Consider the following 15,107-nt stretch of genomic DNA (forward strand, 5'->3'; position numbering starts at 1 on the left):
GGGCTACTTCTGGTCGTCACCGAGCGCGTCCAGCCGCGACTGCTCGTCGGTCTCGATGCAGGACTGGATGACCGCTCCGATGTCGCCGTTCATGACCGCGTCGAGGTTGTAGGCCTTGTAGCCCGTGCGGTGGTCGGCGATCCGGTTCTCCGGGTAGTTGTAGGTCCTGATGCGCTCCGAGCGGTCCATGGTGCGCACCTGGGACTTGCGCACCTCGGAGTTCTCGGCGTCGATGATCTCCTGCTGGTGGGCGAGCAGTCGCGAACGCAGGACGCGCATGGCGGCCTCGCGGTTTTGCAGCTGCGACTTCTCGTTCTGCATGGCCACAACGATCCCGGTGGGGAGGTGGGTGATGCGCACCGCCGAGTCGGTGGTGTTGACGGACTGGCCGCCGGGCCCCGAGGAACGGTAGACGTCGATTTTCAGGTCGTTCTGGTGGATGTCGACCTCCTCCGGCTCGTCGACCTCCGGGAGCACCAGCACGCCCGCGGCGGACGTGTGGATGCGGCCCTGCGACTCCGTGACCGGCACGCGCTGTACCCGGTGCACGCCGCCCTCAAACTTCAGGTGCGCGAACACACCCTCGGCCGGGTCGTTGGACGAACCCTTGATGGCCATCTGCGCGTCCTTGTAGCCGCCGAGGTCCGACTCGTTGTAGGAGATCATCTCCGTCTTCCAGCCCTTGGTCTCCGCGTAGCGCGTGTACATGCGCAGGAGGTCCGCGGCGAACAGGGCGGCCTCGTCCCCACCTTCGCCGCCCTTGACCTCGAGGATGACGTTGCGAGAGTCGTTGGGGTCCCGCGGGATGAGGAGCCTGCGCAGCTTCTCCTCGGCCGCCGGAAGGGTCGCCTCGAGTTCCTCGACCTCGGCCGCGAACTCCGGATCCTCATCGGCCATCGTGCGTGCCGCCTCGAGGTCCTCCTGCATCTGGCGCCATCGCCGGTGCGCCTCGACGATGCCGTTGAGCTGCGCGCTTCGGCGTCCCAGCTTCCGGGCGAGCCCCTGGTCCTGGTAGACGGCGGGGTCGCTGAGTCGGCGCTGGAGTTCGGCGTGCTCGTCGAGCAGGCCCTGGACGGACTCGAACATGGTGTCTACTTCTTTCGCTGCGGCTGGTTCAAGTGTAGGGAACGGCACCGGGTTGGCGCCTTAACGGCCAAAGCCCGGCCCATCGCCCGCACGAGGCGGGGACGGGACCGGGCGTATGGACAGCTAGTCGTTCTTGGTGCCGAGGGTGGTCTTGTTGACCAGCATCAGGAACTCCGCGTTCGACTGGGTCTCGCGGATCTTGCCCGTGAGCAGCTCGAGCGCCTGCTGCGTGTCGAGGCCGGAGAGCACGCGACGCAGGCGCCACATGATCTTGACTTCGTCCGGGGAAAGCAGGTTCTCCTCGCGTCGGGTTCCGGACGCGTTGACGTCCACCGCCGGGAAGATGCGCTTGTCGGCCAGCTGGCGCGAGAGCCGGAGTTCCATGTTGCCGGTGCCCTTGAACTCCTCGAAGATGACCTCGTCCATCTTGGACCCGGTCTCCACCAGCGCCGTGGCGAGAATGGTCAACGATCCGCCGTTCTCGATGTTGCGCGCGGCACCGAAGAAGCGCTTCGGCGGGTACAGCGCCGAGGAGTCGACACCGCCGGAGAGGATTCGGCCGGAGGCCGGCGCCGCCAGGTTGTAGGCCCGGCCCAGGCGGGTCATCGAGTCGAGCAGGACCACGACGTCCATGCCCATTTCCACCAGGCGCTTGGCGCGCTCGATGGCGAGCTCGGCGACCGTGGTGTGGTCATCCGCTGGACGGTCGAACGTCGAGGCGATGACCTCGCCCTTGACCGTGCGCTGCATGTCCGTGACTTCCTCGGGACGTTCGTCGACCAGCACCATCATGAGGTGGACCTCGGGGTTGTTGATGGTGATCGCGTTCGCGATGGACTGCAGGATGAGCGTCTTTCCGGCCTTTGGCGGGGAAACGATCAGGCCGCGCTGGCCCTTGCCGATCGGTGCGACGAGGTCGATGACGCGCGGTCCGACCTTCTTCGACTCGGTCTCCAGGCGCAGACGCTCGGACGGGTAGAGCGGCACGAGCTTGTTGAACTCGACCCGGTCCTTGTTGTCCTCGGCCGGCTTGCCGTTGATGTTGGTCAGGCGGACCAGGGCGTTGAACTTCTGGCGCTGGTTGGCGGTGTTCTCGCCGTCGCGCGGTGCGCGGATGGCGCCGACGACGGCGTCGCCCTTGCGCAGGTTGTACTTCTTGACCTGGTTGAGCGAGACGTAGACGTCGTTCTGTCCCGGTAGGTAGCCGGACGTGCGGACGAACGCGTAGTTCTCCAGGACGTCGAGGATACCGGCGACGGGCAGCAGGACATCGTCCTCGGTGACCTCGGTGTCGTCCACCTCGGGCTGGTTTCGGCCGCGGCCCCGGCGGCGCTCGTTGCGCTCGTTGCGGTTGCGGTCGTTGCGCTCGTTCCGGTCGCGGTTGCGCTCGCGCCGGTTGGAGCGGCCGCCGCGGTCCTGGCCGTCGGAGTCCCGCTGCGCCTCGCGCTGCTGGCCCGAGTCCCGCTGCGCCTCGCGCTGCTGGCCCGAGTCCCGCTGCGCCTCGCGCTGCTGGCCGGAGTCGCGCTGGTCCTGGTTGTCACCGTCTCGGTCCTCGCGGCGATTGCGGTTGCGGCGGTTGCGGCCGGAGCGCTCGGGGCGCTCTTCGACGTCGGCGGCCGGTCCGTTCTGGGGCGTGGCCTGCTCCTGGGACGCCGGCTCGCCGGACGCGGCTTCCGCCTGGTTGCCCTCGGCGCGGCGGTTGCCGCGGCTGCGGCGCGATCCCGCCGGCTGCTCGGTCTCGGTGGAAGGGTCCGCGGCGGCTGCCTCCGGGGTCTCGGACGCGTCCGTGTTCGCCGACTGCGCGGCAACGCCGTCGCTGCTCGCCCGGCGGTTGCGGTTGCGGGTCCGCGGCGCGCGCGCCGCGGACCCGTCCTCCTGGGCGGACGCCTCCTGGGCCGGGGCATCGCCCGCGGGAGACTTGGGCTCGGACGCCTTGGACTCGGAGACCGGTGCCTGCTTGGTCTGCATGTCGCGGTCTGCGACGGAGCCACCGCGCTGGTGGTTCGAGATGGCGGCAACGAGGTCGCCCTTGCGCATCCTCGATCCCCCGGTGATACCCAGCTGGGACGCCAAGGCTTGGAGTTGCGCGAGCTTGAGCCCCGCCAATCCGCTGCTCTTGGGTTCGTTGTCGGTGGTCTCCACGCCTGCGGTCAGGCTGGTGGTTTCGGTCACGAAGGTTCCTTCCCCCTCGTCGGGCGAACCGTATCGGAACGGTTCGCGGAACATTGTCTCGCCTGATCCGCGTCAGAAGCGGTTCCGGCGGCCGACCACGGCGGAGATGCTACCGCCGATGCCGGTCTGGCTTACTTTGGATTGTCCGTGCGATCCCTCGGGATGATTGGGGAACAGCCGGTCTGGAAGCCGCACGCGGCCAGCCACTGAAATCGACACGCGGGACCGACCGGATTGGCTGTCCCAGGAGTGCACGATCCGCGGTGGTCGGGCCCAAAGGTCAGGAGCTTGGAAGTCCTGGACTCGGGGGCCGCGACTCGTTGGCCGCTAGTGCACTTCCAGCTTAGCACCCGCGCGGTCAACGCCGGGCATTAGGACACTCCACTCGACGGGCGTGGTTTCGCCCTGCGGTCCGGCTGCCGACGTGTCCATGCCGGAAACGAGCTCGGCGGCACGGCGGGCCTCGTCGGCGCCGGCGGCGAGCACCAGCACCGTGGGGCCGGCGCCGGACACCACCGCGGCCAAGCCGTGTGCGCGGAGTCCGGCGATCAGGGCAGCACTGTGTGGCATGGCCTCGGCGCGGAATCCCTGGTGCAGGAAGTCCTCCGTTCCGGACAGGAGCCACTGGGTTGAGCCCGCCAGCGCCTTGACGAGCAGCCCCACACGGGCGCCGTTTGCGGCCGCCAGCGCATGCGGAACGGAAGCCGGCAGCAACCCCCGGGCGCGCTGGGTCGACAGTTCCACGTCCGGGACCGCGACGACGGGCACGATCGCCTCGTCGAGGTCCAGGGGGATGGATTCGATGCGTCCCTCCTCCTGAAGGGAGAGCGTCAGGCCACCGAACACCGCCGGCGCGACGTTGTCCGGGTGGCCCTCGTGCCGCGCGGCCCCGATAAACACCGCATCCGCGTCCAGCGCATTCCGGACGGACGCGGGAAGAAGGGCGTCCGCGGCGGTGAGCGCGGAGACGACCGCAGCAGCCGACGAACCCAGCCCGCGGCCGTGCGGAATAACGTTCCCCGCCTCGATCTCCAGCCCGACGGGGGCCACGCCGAGTTCGCTCCAGCGTTCCAGCATGATCCGCGCGATCAGGTGCGTCTCGTCGTTGGGAAGCAAGCTTGCCCCCTCGCCCGTAACCGCGACCCGGACACCGGAGCCGTCGGTCGTGCGAACACGAAGCGTGTCCCGCAGCCCCAAGGCCATGCCGAGCGCGTCGAAACCCGGTCCGAGGTTCGCCGTGGTCGCCGGGACCGTCACGGTGATGGACTGGCCGGCGGCGATCCGCGGCGTGCCGGCGTGACCGGGCGCCTCGACTGCTCCGGACGAGTACTCGCGCATTGCCATCTCCCCTAGCCGAGCCCGAGCGCGTCGGCCACGGAGACGACGTCGAACCCGACCTTGGTTGGCGCGACGTCGGAACCGTCCGCGTTCCTCAGTGCCCACTGGGGATCCTTCAGCCCGTGGCCGGTGACCGTGATGACGATCCGCTGCCCGGCCGCGACCTTCCCCAGCGCGTGATATTTGATGATGCCGGCGACCCCCGCGGCGGAGGCGGGTTCGACGAACACACCCTCCCGCGCGGACAGCCAACGGTGCGCCTCGAGGATCTCCTCGTCCGTGACGGCGTCGATCAGGCCGCCGGACTCGTCGCGCGCGGCGATAGCCTGGTCCCAGGACGCCGGATTGCCGATGCGGATCGCGGTGGCGATGGTGTCCGGTTCGGTGATCGGGTGCCCGGCCACCAGCGGTGCCGACCCCGCGGCCTGGAAGCCCCACATGACGGGGGTCTTGGAGGCCACCGCGGGCAGCTCGCCGGCGGTCGCGGACTCGAAGGGGGCCGCGTACTCCGTGTAGCCCTTCCAATAGGCCGTGATGTTTCCCGCGTTTCCGACGGGGAGCACGTGCAGGTCCGGGGCGTCGCCGAGGGCGTCGACGACCTCGAAGGCCGCGGTCTTCTGCCCCTGGATGCGTGCCGGGTTCACCGAGTTCACCAGGAACACGGGATAGTTCTCGCTGAGCTTGCGGGCCACTTCGAGGCAGTTGTCGAAGTTGCCGTCCACCTGCAGCAGTTCCGCGCCGTGCGCAATGGCCTGGGACAACTTGCCCATGGCGATCTTGCCGTCCGGAACCAGGACCGCGCAGGTCAGGCCCGCCTGGGTGGCGTAGGCGGCCGCAGAGGCGGACGTGTTGCCCGTGGACGCGCACACCACGGCCTTGGCGCCGGCCTCCACGGCGGCCGTGATGGCCATGGTCATCCCGCGGTCCTTGAAGGATCCGGTGGGATTCATCCCCTCCACTTTGAGGTACACCTCGCAGCCCGTGAGTTCGGAGAGCGCCGGGGCGGGAACGAGCGGCGTGCCGCCCTCCCCCAAGGTGATCACCCGGGTGGACTCGGAGACGGGCAGGCGGTCGGAATATTCGCGGATGACACCGCGCCACTGGTGGGCCACTTAGTTTCCTTCGACTCGGAGAACGGAGGTGATGTCGCGGACGACGGGCAGGCGCCCGATGTCGGCGACGGTCGCGGCCAGCGCGGATTCCCGGCCGACGTGCGTCACAAAGCGCAGTGTCGCGTAGCCGGGTTCGCCGTCGGCGTCCGCGTGGGTTTTCTGGTGCATCGTCTCGATGGACACGCCGCGCTCGGCGAAGATCCCGGCAATCGCCGCGAGGACGCCGGTTTCGTCGCTGACCTCCAGCCCGATGCTGTAGCTGGTGCGGATCTCGTCGATGGGCAGGGCGCGCATGCTTCCCGTCGTCCTCTCGGTGCGGCCGGGGCCGCCGGCCACGGTGCGACGGGCGGCGCTGACGACGTCGCCCACCACGGCGGACGCAGTCGGCATGCCGCCCGCGCCCTGCCCGTAGAACATCAGCTGTCCGGCGTTCTCCGCCTCGACGAACACGGCGTTGAACGCGCCGTGGACCGTGGCCAGGGGGTGCTCGCGCGGCAGCAGGGTCGGGTGCACGCGCACGGCGATGCCGTCCGCGCCATCGGTTCCGTCGATCCGTTCCGCGATGGCCAGCAACTTGATCACCATGCCGGCTTGGCGGGCGGCCCTAACGTCGTCGGCGGTCACCGCGGTGATGCCCTCGCAGTGCACGTCGGACAGGTTGAACGCGGTGTGGAAGGAAAGGCTGGCCAGGATGGCGGCCTTGGCGGCGGCGTCGTGCCCCTCGACGTCGGCGGTCGGGTCCGCCTCGGCATAGCCCAGTGCCTTGGCCTCGACCAGCGCGTCCGCGAACTGGGCGCCCGTGGTGTCCATCGCGTCGAGGATGTAGTTGGTGGTGCCGTTGACGATGCCCATCACCTTGGTCACGCGGTCGCCGGAGAGGCTGTCGCGCAGGGGGCGCAGGATCGGGATGGCACCGGCGACCGCCGCCTCGTAGGAGAGCTGCACGCCCGCCTCGTCCGCGAGCGCCGAAAGCTCGGGCAGGTCGCGTGCCAGCAGCGCCTTGTTCCCGCTGACGACGGCGGCGCCGCCGGCGATGGCCCGGCGGATCAGCGTCCCTGCGGGCTCGTGGCCACCCATCAGCTCGATGACGACGTCGGCGCCGTCGATCAGCGTCTCCGCGTCCGTGGTGAAGAGGCCGCTGGGCAGCTCCACATCGCGGGGCGCGGCCGTGTCGCGGACCGCGATCCCCTCCAGGACCAGTCGGGCGCCCGTCCGCGCCGCGAGCTCGTCCGCGTCGTCGAGCAGGATGCGGGCCACTTGGGATCCCACGTTTCCGCAGCCGAGCAGGGCCACCTTGAGGTTCTTCACGTGCTATCTACGCTCCCATGTCCCGGGCTAAAAGGTCGTCTTCCGTTTCCCTGCGAATGATCAACCGCGCCTTGCCGTCGCGGATCGCGACGACGGCGGGGCGGCCCAGGTAGTTGTAGTTGCTGGCCAGCACCCAGCAGTAGGCGCCGGTGGCGGGGACGGCAACGAGATCGCCCGCCGCGACGTCCTCCGGCAGGTAAACGTCCCTGACGACTATGTCACCGCTCTCGCAGTGTTTTCCAACCACCCGGGAAACAATCGCTTCCGATTCCGTCACACGCGAGGCGAGAACCGCGGAGTAGTCGGCGTCGTAAAGCACCGGGCGGGCGTTGTCGCTCATGCCGCCGTCCACGGAGACGTAGCGCCGCGGCGACGTGCCCTCCGCGGTGTCCACCTGGACGGTCTTGCGGACGCCCGCCTCGTAGAGCGTGAAGGTCGAGGGCCCGACGATCGCCCGGCCCGGTTCGATCGAGATGCGGGGCACCCGGAGTCCGAGGCGACGGCAGACCTCGCCGACGACGGCGGCCATCGCCCCGGCCAGCTCCGCCGGCGCGCGCGGGGTGTCCGCCTCCGTGTAGGCGATGCCGTATCCGCCTCCGAGGTCCAGTTCGGGCAGTTCCACGCCGTGGTCCCGGCGGACCGTGTCGAGGAAGGTGAGGAGCCGCTCGGCAGCCAGGGCGAAGCCCTCCGCCTCGAAGATCTGCGACCCGATGTGGCAGTGCAGGCCCAGCAGGTTGATGGATCCGCTGGCCAGGGCCCGCGCGACCGCGACCGCCGCCGGGGACTTGCCCTCCGGGACGCCGTCGGCCGGCTCCCCGCCCTCGGGCGCGTCGCCGTCGGCCATGGACAGCCCGAACTTCTGGTCCTCGTGGGCCGTGGCGATGAACTCGTGGGTGTGCGCGTGGATGCCGGGCGTCAGGCGCAGCATCACGTTGGCCCGTCGCCCGGACTCCTCGGCGATCGATGCCACGCGCCCGAGCTCGTCGAGGCTGTCCACGACGATCCGTCCCAGGTCCATGTCCAGCGCCAGACGGATTTCCGCCGCGGACTTGTTGTTGCCGTGCAGGCCCAGGTTGGCGGCCGGAACGCCGGCGCGCCGCGCCACGGCCAGCTCCCCGCCGGAGCAGGTGTCCAGCCGCAGCCCCTCCTCGGTCACCCACCGGGCGACGTCGACGGACAGGAAGGCCTTGCCGGCGTAGTAGACGTCCACTCCCCCGCACAGGTCGGCGAAGGCGCCGTCGTAGGCCTGCTTGAAGGCCCGCGCTCGGGACCGGAAGTCGTCCTCGTCCATCACGAACAGCGGCGTGCCGTACTCGGCCTGCAGCTCCCGGACGCCGACGCCCTGGACGGCGATCTGACCGTCCGCGGCGCGTTCAACGCCGGAGGCCCACAGCGGGACGCGGAGCGCGTTGACGTCGCCGGGGAAGCTCAGCCATTCGGGGGCAAGCGGTGAGGCGCCCACTGCTACATCTTCTCCGGTGCGGTGACGCCCAGCAGGCCCAGCCCGTTGGCGAGCACCTGGCTGGTGGCGTCGTTGAGCCACAATCTGGCCCGGTTCACGTCCTCCACGGGTTCGTCCGCCAGCGGTGCGACGCGGCAGGCCTGGTACCAGCGGTGGTACGCGCCGGCGATGACCTCCAGATGGCGGGCCACGCGGTGCGGTTCGCGGAAGGACGCGGCCTGCGCCACAATCGAGGGGAACCGGCCCAGGTGGGAGAGCAGTTCGTTTTCGGTCTCGTGCGTCAGCAGCGAGGCGTCGAACGCGCCGCGGTCCACGCCCTTGGCGCCGGCGTTGACGGAGGCCGCCCGCGAACGGGCGTGGGCGTATTGGACGTAGAAGACCGGATTGTCGTTGGTGTTTTTCTTCAGCAGCTCGGGGTCTATCGTCATGGGCGAATCGGCCGGGTAGCGGCCCAGCGAGTAGCGCAGGGCGTCGGCGCCCAGCCAATGGATGAGGTCCCGCAGCTCGATGATGTTGCCGGCTCGCTTGGACAGCTTGGCGCCGTTGACGGACATCAGCTGGCCGATCAGCACCTCGATGTTGCGCTCCGGGTCGTCGCCCGCCGCGGCGGCAAGGGCCTTGAGCCGGTTGACGTAGCCATGGTGGTCCGCCCCGAGCAGGTAGATCTTCTCGGAGAACCCGCGGTCCTTCTTGGACAGGTAGTAGGCGGCGTCGGCCGCGAAGTACGTGGGTTCTCCGTTGGCGCGGATCAGCACGCGGTCCTTGTCGTCGCCGAAGTCCGTGGTGCGCAGCCACACGGCGCCGTCGACGTCGTCGACATGGCCCTGTTCGCGCAGCCGCGCGACGGCGTCCTCGACCGCGCCCGTCGCGTGGAGGTCCTGCTCGGAGTAGTAGACATCGAAGGCGACACCGAAATCGGACAGGGTTTCCTTGATGTCCCTCAGTTGCGCCTCGTAGGCGAGCTGACGGATGACGGGGATGGCCGCCTCCAGGGTGAGCTCGCGGATGCCCGGATGCTCGGCCAGGACGTGGTCGCCGAGTTCGCGGATGTATTCGCCGGGGTAGCCGCCGTCGGGAACCGGCAGCGAATGGATGCGGTTGTAGACGGACAGTGCGAAGATGTTCATCTGGTTGCCGGCGTCGTTGATGTAGTACTCGCTGGTGACCTGCGCGCCACTGGCCTTGAGCACCCGGGCGATCGAATCGCCCAGGGCCGCCCACCGGGTGTGGCCGATGTGCAGCGGACCGGTGGGGTTCGCTGAGACGAACTCCATGTTCACCACGCTTCCGGCCAGAGCGTCGTTCGTACCGTAGAACGCCCCCGACTCGACGATCACGCGGGCGAGCTCACCGGCGGCGGCCGCGTCCACGCGGATGTTCAGGAAGCCGGGGCCGGCGATCTCCACGGAGTCGACGCCGTCGATCCGCCGCAGTCGCGACGAAAGGATCTCGGCGAACTCGCGCGGGGCCATTCGGGCCCGCTTGCCGAGCTGTAGGGCGATGTTCGTGGCCCAGTCCCCGTGGTCGCGGCTCTTCGGCCGTTCCACGCGCACCTGTTCGGGAACGTCGACGGTGAAGTCGCCCGCGGCGACGGCGTCGCGCAGGCAGGCGGAAATGGCGGAGGAGAGTTGTTCTGGAGTCACCAGACAAGAATAGCCGGGACGCGGAAGGCCGCGGGGCGCCGGTTTCCGCACGTCCCGCACGTACTGCTAAGCTCTTCTAGGTTCCGCCGCTGGCAGTCTGCGGCCGGCCCTCGTAGCTCAGGGGATAGAGCGTCCGCCTCCGGAGCGGAAGGTCGAAGGTTCGAATCCTTTCGAGGGCACCACACGTGTTCGGAACACCGTCCACGGACAAAGGTCCCCGGCTTCGGCCCGGGACCTTTGTCGTCCCGGCCCCGTTGCGCGCGCCGATTGCGCAGCCTCCCGCCCCACGACCCGGATGCGAGATCCGTCACGTTCTTGCCGCGGATGAAGCCGCAGCGCTAAAGTGAACAGCGTTCAAGTGAACGCCGTTCAAGAAGCATTGCCCCCACGACTCCCCCAGGATTGCCATGAACCGCCTGCGCCTCGATGCCACCGATATTGCCCGCATCGCCGTTTTCACCGCCATCGTCGCCGTCCTCGGGCTCCCCGGCGGACTCTCCGTCTTCGGGTCAGTGCCCATTACGGCCCAGACGCTCGGCGTCATGCTCGCCGGCGCCATCCTGGGACCATGGCGCGGCGCACTGTCCATGGTGGTCCTGCTCGCACTGGTCGCCATCGGACTTCCGCTCCTGTCGGGCGGCCGCGGCGGCATCGGCGTGTTCGTCGGACCGTCCGCGGGCTACCTGATCGGTTGGATCGCCGGCGCGTTCGCGATCGGGCTGATCGTGCACGGCGGCAAGCGCCTGTCCCGGTGGCGCACGGTGCTCGGCGTGGTCGTGGGCGGCATCCTGGTGATCTACGCGTTCGGCATTCCCGTGCAGTCCTACGTCACGAGGCTCCCGCTGGGCGCCACCGCGCTGCAGAGCCTGGTCTTCCTCCCCGGCGACTTCATCAAGGCCGCCATCGCCGCGGCCATCACCATGACCCTCTCGCGCGCCTACCCGCGCGCCTTCCGCCGCGTTCACGCCGCGCCGTCCCCGACGCCCGCAGCCGACGCGTCCGCCGACATCGAGGCGGAGCCCGTCGGCGGAACCACACGTTGACGGGCGGTTTGGTTCCGGTCCACCCCGCCCCTGACCGGGACCTGGTCGAACACCTGCGCGCGATCCGCGCCGACGAAGGCATACCACTGGTGTGCGACGACCGATGGAGCGCCGAACACGCCGAACGGGTGCGTCGACTCTGTGCCACGGCCGAACCGGCGCCCGGCGTCGGGTGGGCGGGCCTCACCTCCGGCAGCGGCGGCCGCCCGCGCGTGGTGCTGCGCAGCGCGGCCTCCTGGTCCGACTCGTTCGCCGCCGTCGGGGAACTGCTGGGAGCCCGCGACGGCGACGTCCTGGCGCTGCCCGCTCCCCCGAGCGCCTCCCTGACCCTCTTTTCCCTCGCCCACGCGTTGGAGGGCGGGCCACGCCCCGTCCTGAACTCGGGCCACGCCGCTGGCGCCGCGGACTTCGCGGACGCCACACTCTTCCACGGCACCCCGCACCACCTGCGCAGTTTGCTCGACGCCGGCTCCCCACCGCGGCTGCGTGCCGCCCTCGTCGGGGGCAGCGGCCTTGACTCCGCGTTGCGGAGGCGGGCGGAAGCCCTCGGGATCCGCGTGACGGCCTACTACGGCGCCACGGAGCTGTCCTTCGTGGCCGTCGACCACGGCGACGGGTACGTTGCGTTCCCCGGCGTGGAGATCGACGTGCGCGACGGCGTCGTCTGGGTCCGTTCGCGCTTCGTCGCGGACGGTTACCTCGACGACGGGCGCGGCGCCGACACCGCCGGGCCGTTCCGTTCCGCCGACGGTTGGCACACGGTCGGCGACCTCGCCGCGCACTCCGGCGGCGCGCTGCGCCTGCTCGGCCGCGCGGACGGCGCGGTCCTCACGGCGTCCGCCACCGTCATTCCGGAGGATGTCGAGGCCGTCCTGCGCACGGTCGACGGCGTGGGCGACGCCGTCGTGTTGGGCATGCCGCACGCCGGGATCGGTGCGTTGCTGGCCGCCGTCATCGAACCCGCGGCCTCCGGAACGCCCGCCACGTCCGCGGCGCTGCGGGCGGCCGCCGGCCGGCTGCTGGCGCCGTCGCACCGGCCGCGGCGCTGGTTCGGCGCGCGACTCCCCCGCACCCCGAGCGGCAAGCCCGCCCGATCCGAGCTCGCGCGGATGCTCTCCGCCCGGGAGGTGGAGATCCTTGCCTGAAAACGATCCCGTCGTCATTGCCGCCCGCCGGTCCCCCATCGCCACCCGTGGGCGGGGCCTCGCCCTGCTGACGGTGGACCAATTGGCCGCACCCGTGTTGCGGGCGGCGCTGGAGGACGCGCGCACCGTGCTGGAGCGCGCGGAACCGGTTGTCGACGTCGTTTTGGGCAACTGCATGGGGCCCGGCGGCAACACCGCGAGGGTCGCCGCACTCGGCGCCGGCTTCGGGCACTCGGTGCCGGGCCTGACGATCGACCGCCAGTGCGGCAGCGGCCTGGCCGCCATCATCGAGGCGTCGCGCGCCATCCGCGCCGGGGAGGAGGGACTTCGGCTGGCCGGCGGCGCCGAGAGCGCCTCGACGGCCCCCGTCCGCTCGGTCGGCGGCGTCCCCTATGGACGGGCGCCGTTCGTTCCCGCGGGATTCCCGGACCCGGACATGCCCGAAGCCGCCGAGCGCCTGGCTGCGGCCGATCGAATCGGACGAGCGCGCCAGGACGCGTACGCGGCGTCGAGCCACCGGCTCGCCGCCGAGGCCACGGCCCGCGAGGCCTTCTCGGCGGAGCTCGTTCCGATCGGTGGCGTGGACGCGGACGAAACCCGGCGCGGAGTCGCCGCGCTCCTGCCCCGCTTCACACCGCTCTTCGCATCCGGAAGCGTCACCGCCGGGAACTCATGCCGGGTCAGCGACGGCGCCGCCGCCGTCGCGCTGGTTCCGGAGGGCCTCGGCGGGGCACGGGCTACCGGAGGGGCGGGGCGTCTGACCGGCCTGGCGCTACGCGCCCACGCCGTCGTCGGCTGCGACCCGGGGCTTCCGGGAATCGGGGCGGCACCGGCGGTGGCCGCGGCGCTCCGGTCGGCCGGCCTCGGGGTGGGCGACCTCGCCGCGATCGAGATCGTCGAGGCGTTCGCCGCCCAGACGTTGGCGGTGCTGGACCGCCTGGGCGTCGCCGAGGACGACTCCCGCCTCTGCTCCGACGGCGGCGCCCTGGCGCTCGGGCACCCGTGGGGCGCGAGCGGCGCCGTGGGAGTCGTCCGGCTCTTCGGCCGGCTGGTTCGTTCGGGCGCCCCGGCGGGCACGCTCGGCGTCGCCGCGGCCTCCATCGGCGGCGGCATGGGCGTCGCCGCCGTCTTCGAGGTGGTCCGATGAGTGCCATCTCCCTCCACGGCGTCTCCGTCAGCCTCGGCGAGACGACGGCGTTGGACAACATCACCCTCGAGCTGGACGCGCGCACCATCGCCGTCGTCGGCGACAACGGCTCCGGAAAGTCGACCCTGGCGCGCGTCATCGGTGGCCTGGTGCCGCCGACGTCCGGCACGGTGCGCGTCCACGGCGTCGACCCCGTCCGCCAGGCGCGCGAGCTGCGGCGGCTCGTGGCGATCGTCTTCAGCAACCCCGATGCGCAGATCATCATGCCGACCGTGCGGGAAGACGTTGAGTTCTCGCTGCGCACCGAGAAGCTTCCGCGGGACGTCGTCAAGGCCCGCGTGGACGCCGCCCTCGAGGAATTCGGACTCAGCGAACTCGCGTCGCGCTCCGCCCACGAGCTTTCCGGTGGCCAAAAGCAGCTCCTCGCGCTCTGCGGGGCCTTCGTCCGGCGGCCGGAACTGGTGGTCGCCGACGAGCCCACCGCCCTCTTGGACGCCCGCAACGGGCGTCGGGTCGCGGACCACCTGCTCGGCGGCGACGACCACCGCCTGGTGCTGGTCACCCACGACCTCGCCCTGGCCGCCCGCTGCGAGGCCGCCGTCCTGGTGGCCGGATCCCGGATCGCGGCGGCCGGCGGTTCGGACGAGGTCGTCGCCGCGTACGAGCGGAGCCTCGTGTGCTGACGCTCTACCGCGAGGGGACCGGACCGCTGCACCGGATGCCGGCCGGGCCCAAGACCGTGGCCCTGGCCGCGGCCGTCATGGGGATCTCGTTCCTGCCCTCCACCTGGTGGGCGGCGGGCGCGGCCTGGGCGGCGGCCCTGGTGGCCTACCTCGTGGCCGGGCTGGGCCCGCGCGTCATCGGCGGCCAGGTGTATGCCCTGCGCTGGATTGTCCTGGTGACCCTCGGGGCACAGCTGGTTTTCCTTCCCCCGGAGGCCGCGGTCTCCAACGCCTCGCGCGTACTCGCCGCCATCCTCCTTGCCGGCCTGCTGGTGCTGACGACGCGCATCACCGACCTGCTGGATGCCGTGGAACGCTGGCTCCGTCCGGCCGCGCGCGCAGGTGTCGACCCCGAGCGCGTCGCCCTGCTGCTGACCGTCACCATCACCACCCTGCCGGTGCTGGCACGCCTCGGCGCGGGCGTCCGGGAGGCCCAGCGTGCCCGGGGCGCGCGCGGCGGCCTGGCCACGTTCGTGGTGCCGTTTCTGGTGGTCTCGCTCAAGCACGCCGACGAGCTCGGCGAGGCCCTCGCCGCCCGGGGCGTGCGGTGAGCCGCCCGCGCGTCCTCGGGCAAACGGTCGACGCCCAGACCCGGTGCGTGCACTACCGCACCGAACTGGACGTCATCGCCATCCGCTTCCGCTGCTGCGGCGAGTACTACCCGTGCCACCTGTGCCACGACTCCGTCCCGGGCCAGCATCCCGCCGTGCCGTGGCCGGCGGACGAACGCCACGCGCGGGCCGTGCTGTGCGGGGTGTGCTCCGCGGAGCTCACCGTGGCCGGGTACCTGGCCGCCGATCGCTGCCCCGAGTGTTCCGCGGGGTTCAATCCCGGCTGCAAACTCCACGCCGGGCTCTACTTCGAGCCCCTGCCCGAAACGAAGTAAACCCGTACGACGCCGGCGGCGCACCGGCGTCGTACGGGTTTAC

At 70.8% G+C, this 15,107-nt stretch carries 13 protein-coding genes and 1 tRNA gene; 7 read left to right on the forward strand and 7 right to left on the reverse strand.

Annotation, left to right across the window (positions count from 1 at the left end; all coding sequences use genetic code 11):
- Nucleotides 1-3 precede the first annotated feature (3 nt).
- The 7 genes from prfA to argS all read right to left on the reverse strand — a co-directional run bounded on the left by prfA (nt 4) and on the right by argS (nt 10,121).
- The gene (gene prfA / locus AC0QSG_RS04550; protein ID WP_435726686.1) at nt 4-1,086 is read right to left on the reverse strand and encodes a peptide chain release factor 1; all 1,083 of its coding nucleotides are present in this window, start codon (nt 1,084-1,086) and stop codon (nt 4-6) included.
- Nucleotides 1,087-1,209: 123 nt separating this feature from the next.
- Complete coding sequence (rho, locus tag AC0QSG_RS04555) at nt 1,210-3,258, reverse strand: transcription termination factor Rho (protein ID WP_475376798.1); 2,049 nt, start codon at nt 3,256-3,258, stop codon at nt 1,210-1,212.
- 327 nt (nt 3,259-3,585) lie between these two features.
- Nucleotides 3,586-4,602 (reverse strand): homoserine kinase, encoded by a 1,017-nt coding sequence (thrB, locus tag AC0QSG_RS04560; protein WP_475376799.1) that lies wholly within the window; start codon nt 4,600-4,602, stop codon nt 3,586-3,588.
- A gap of 5 nt (nt 4,603-4,607) precedes the next feature.
- Entirely contained in the window at nt 4,608-5,708 is a 1,101-nt protein-coding gene (thrC, locus tag AC0QSG_RS04565; protein WP_435726683.1) for a threonine synthase, read from the reverse strand.
- A complete protein-coding gene (locus AC0QSG_RS04570; protein WP_435726682.1) occupies nt 5,709-7,016 on the reverse strand; it encodes a homoserine dehydrogenase in 1,308 nt (435 codons plus the stop codon).
- Nucleotides 7,017-7,023: 7 nt separating this feature from the next.
- Complete coding sequence (gene lysA / locus AC0QSG_RS04575) at nt 7,024-8,478, reverse strand: diaminopimelate decarboxylase (protein WP_475376800.1); 1,455 nt, start codon at nt 8,476-8,478, stop codon at nt 7,024-7,026.
- Nucleotides 8,479-8,480: 2 nt separating this feature from the next.
- Nucleotides 8,481-10,121 carry an arginine--tRNA ligase gene (argS, locus tag AC0QSG_RS04580; RefSeq protein WP_475376801.1) on the reverse strand — a complete coding sequence of 547 codons (1,641 nt, stop codon included), beginning with the start codon at nt 10,119-10,121 and terminating at the stop codon, nt 8,481-8,483.
- Between the two features lie 106 nt (nt 10,122-10,227).
- Between argS and AC0QSG_RS04585 the strand changes: the two genes are divergently transcribed.
- The 7 genes from AC0QSG_RS04585 to AC0QSG_RS04615 all read left to right on the forward strand — a co-directional run bounded on the left by AC0QSG_RS04585 (nt 10,228) and on the right by AC0QSG_RS04615 (nt 15,064).
- Nucleotides 10,228-10,303: transfer RNA gene (locus tag AC0QSG_RS04585), tRNA-Arg, on the forward strand.
- A gap of 225 nt (nt 10,304-10,528) precedes the next feature.
- The gene (locus AC0QSG_RS04590; protein WP_435726679.1) at nt 10,529-11,164 is read left to right on the forward strand and encodes a biotin transporter BioY; all 636 of its coding nucleotides are present in this window, start codon (nt 10,529-10,531) and stop codon (nt 11,162-11,164) included.
- A complete protein-coding gene (locus AC0QSG_RS04595; protein WP_475376802.1) occupies nt 11,161-12,309 on the forward strand; it encodes an AMP-binding protein in 1,149 nt (382 codons plus the stop codon). The genes AC0QSG_RS04590 and AC0QSG_RS04595 overlap by 4 nt, the downstream gene beginning before the upstream one ends.
- Complete coding sequence (locus AC0QSG_RS04600; protein WP_475376803.1) at nt 12,302-13,456, forward strand: thiolase family protein; 1,155 nt, start codon at nt 12,302-12,304, stop codon at nt 13,454-13,456. Before AC0QSG_RS04595 ends, AC0QSG_RS04600 begins: the two co-directional genes overlap by 8 nt.
- Nucleotides 13,453-14,139 carry an energy-coupling factor ABC transporter ATP-binding protein gene (locus AC0QSG_RS04605; protein WP_475376804.1) on the forward strand — a complete coding sequence of 229 codons (687 nt, stop codon included), beginning with the start codon at nt 13,453-13,455 and terminating at the stop codon, nt 14,137-14,139. Before AC0QSG_RS04600 ends, AC0QSG_RS04605 begins: the two co-directional genes overlap by 4 nt.
- Nucleotides 14,133-14,729: a CbiQ family ECF transporter T component gene (locus AC0QSG_RS04610; protein ID WP_475376805.1), complete on the forward strand. Its 597-nt coding sequence runs from the start codon at nt 14,133-14,135 to the stop codon at nt 14,727-14,729. Before AC0QSG_RS04605 ends, AC0QSG_RS04610 begins: the two co-directional genes overlap by 7 nt.
- Nucleotides 14,726-15,064, forward strand: coding sequence for a CHY zinc finger protein (locus AC0QSG_RS04615; RefSeq protein ID WP_475376806.1), 339 nt, complete (start codon nt 14,726-14,728; stop codon nt 15,062-15,064). Before AC0QSG_RS04610 ends, AC0QSG_RS04615 begins: the two co-directional genes overlap by 4 nt.
- Nucleotides 15,065-15,107: the final 43 nt, after the last annotated feature.

The sequence above is a fragment of the Arthrobacter sp. LT660 genome (assembly GCF_056172845.1).

Bases quoted from the DNA above. Each gene is read 5' to 3' on its own strand.
- prfA (WP_435726686.1), bottom strand. From the start codon at position 1,086: ATGTTCGAGTCCGTCCAGGGCCTGCTCGACGAGCACGCCGAACTCCAG.
- thrB (WP_475376799.1), bottom strand. From the start codon at position 4,602: ATGGCAATGCGCGAGTACTCGTCCGGAGCAGTCGAGGCGCCCGGTCAC.
- AC0QSG_RS04590 (WP_435726679.1), top strand. From the start codon at position 10,529: ATGAACCGCCTGCGCCTCGATGCCACCGATATTGCCCGCATCGCCGTT.
- AC0QSG_RS04605 (WP_475376804.1), top strand. From the start codon at position 13,453: ATGAGTGCCATCTCCCTCCACGGCGTCTCCGTCAGCCTCGGCGAGACG.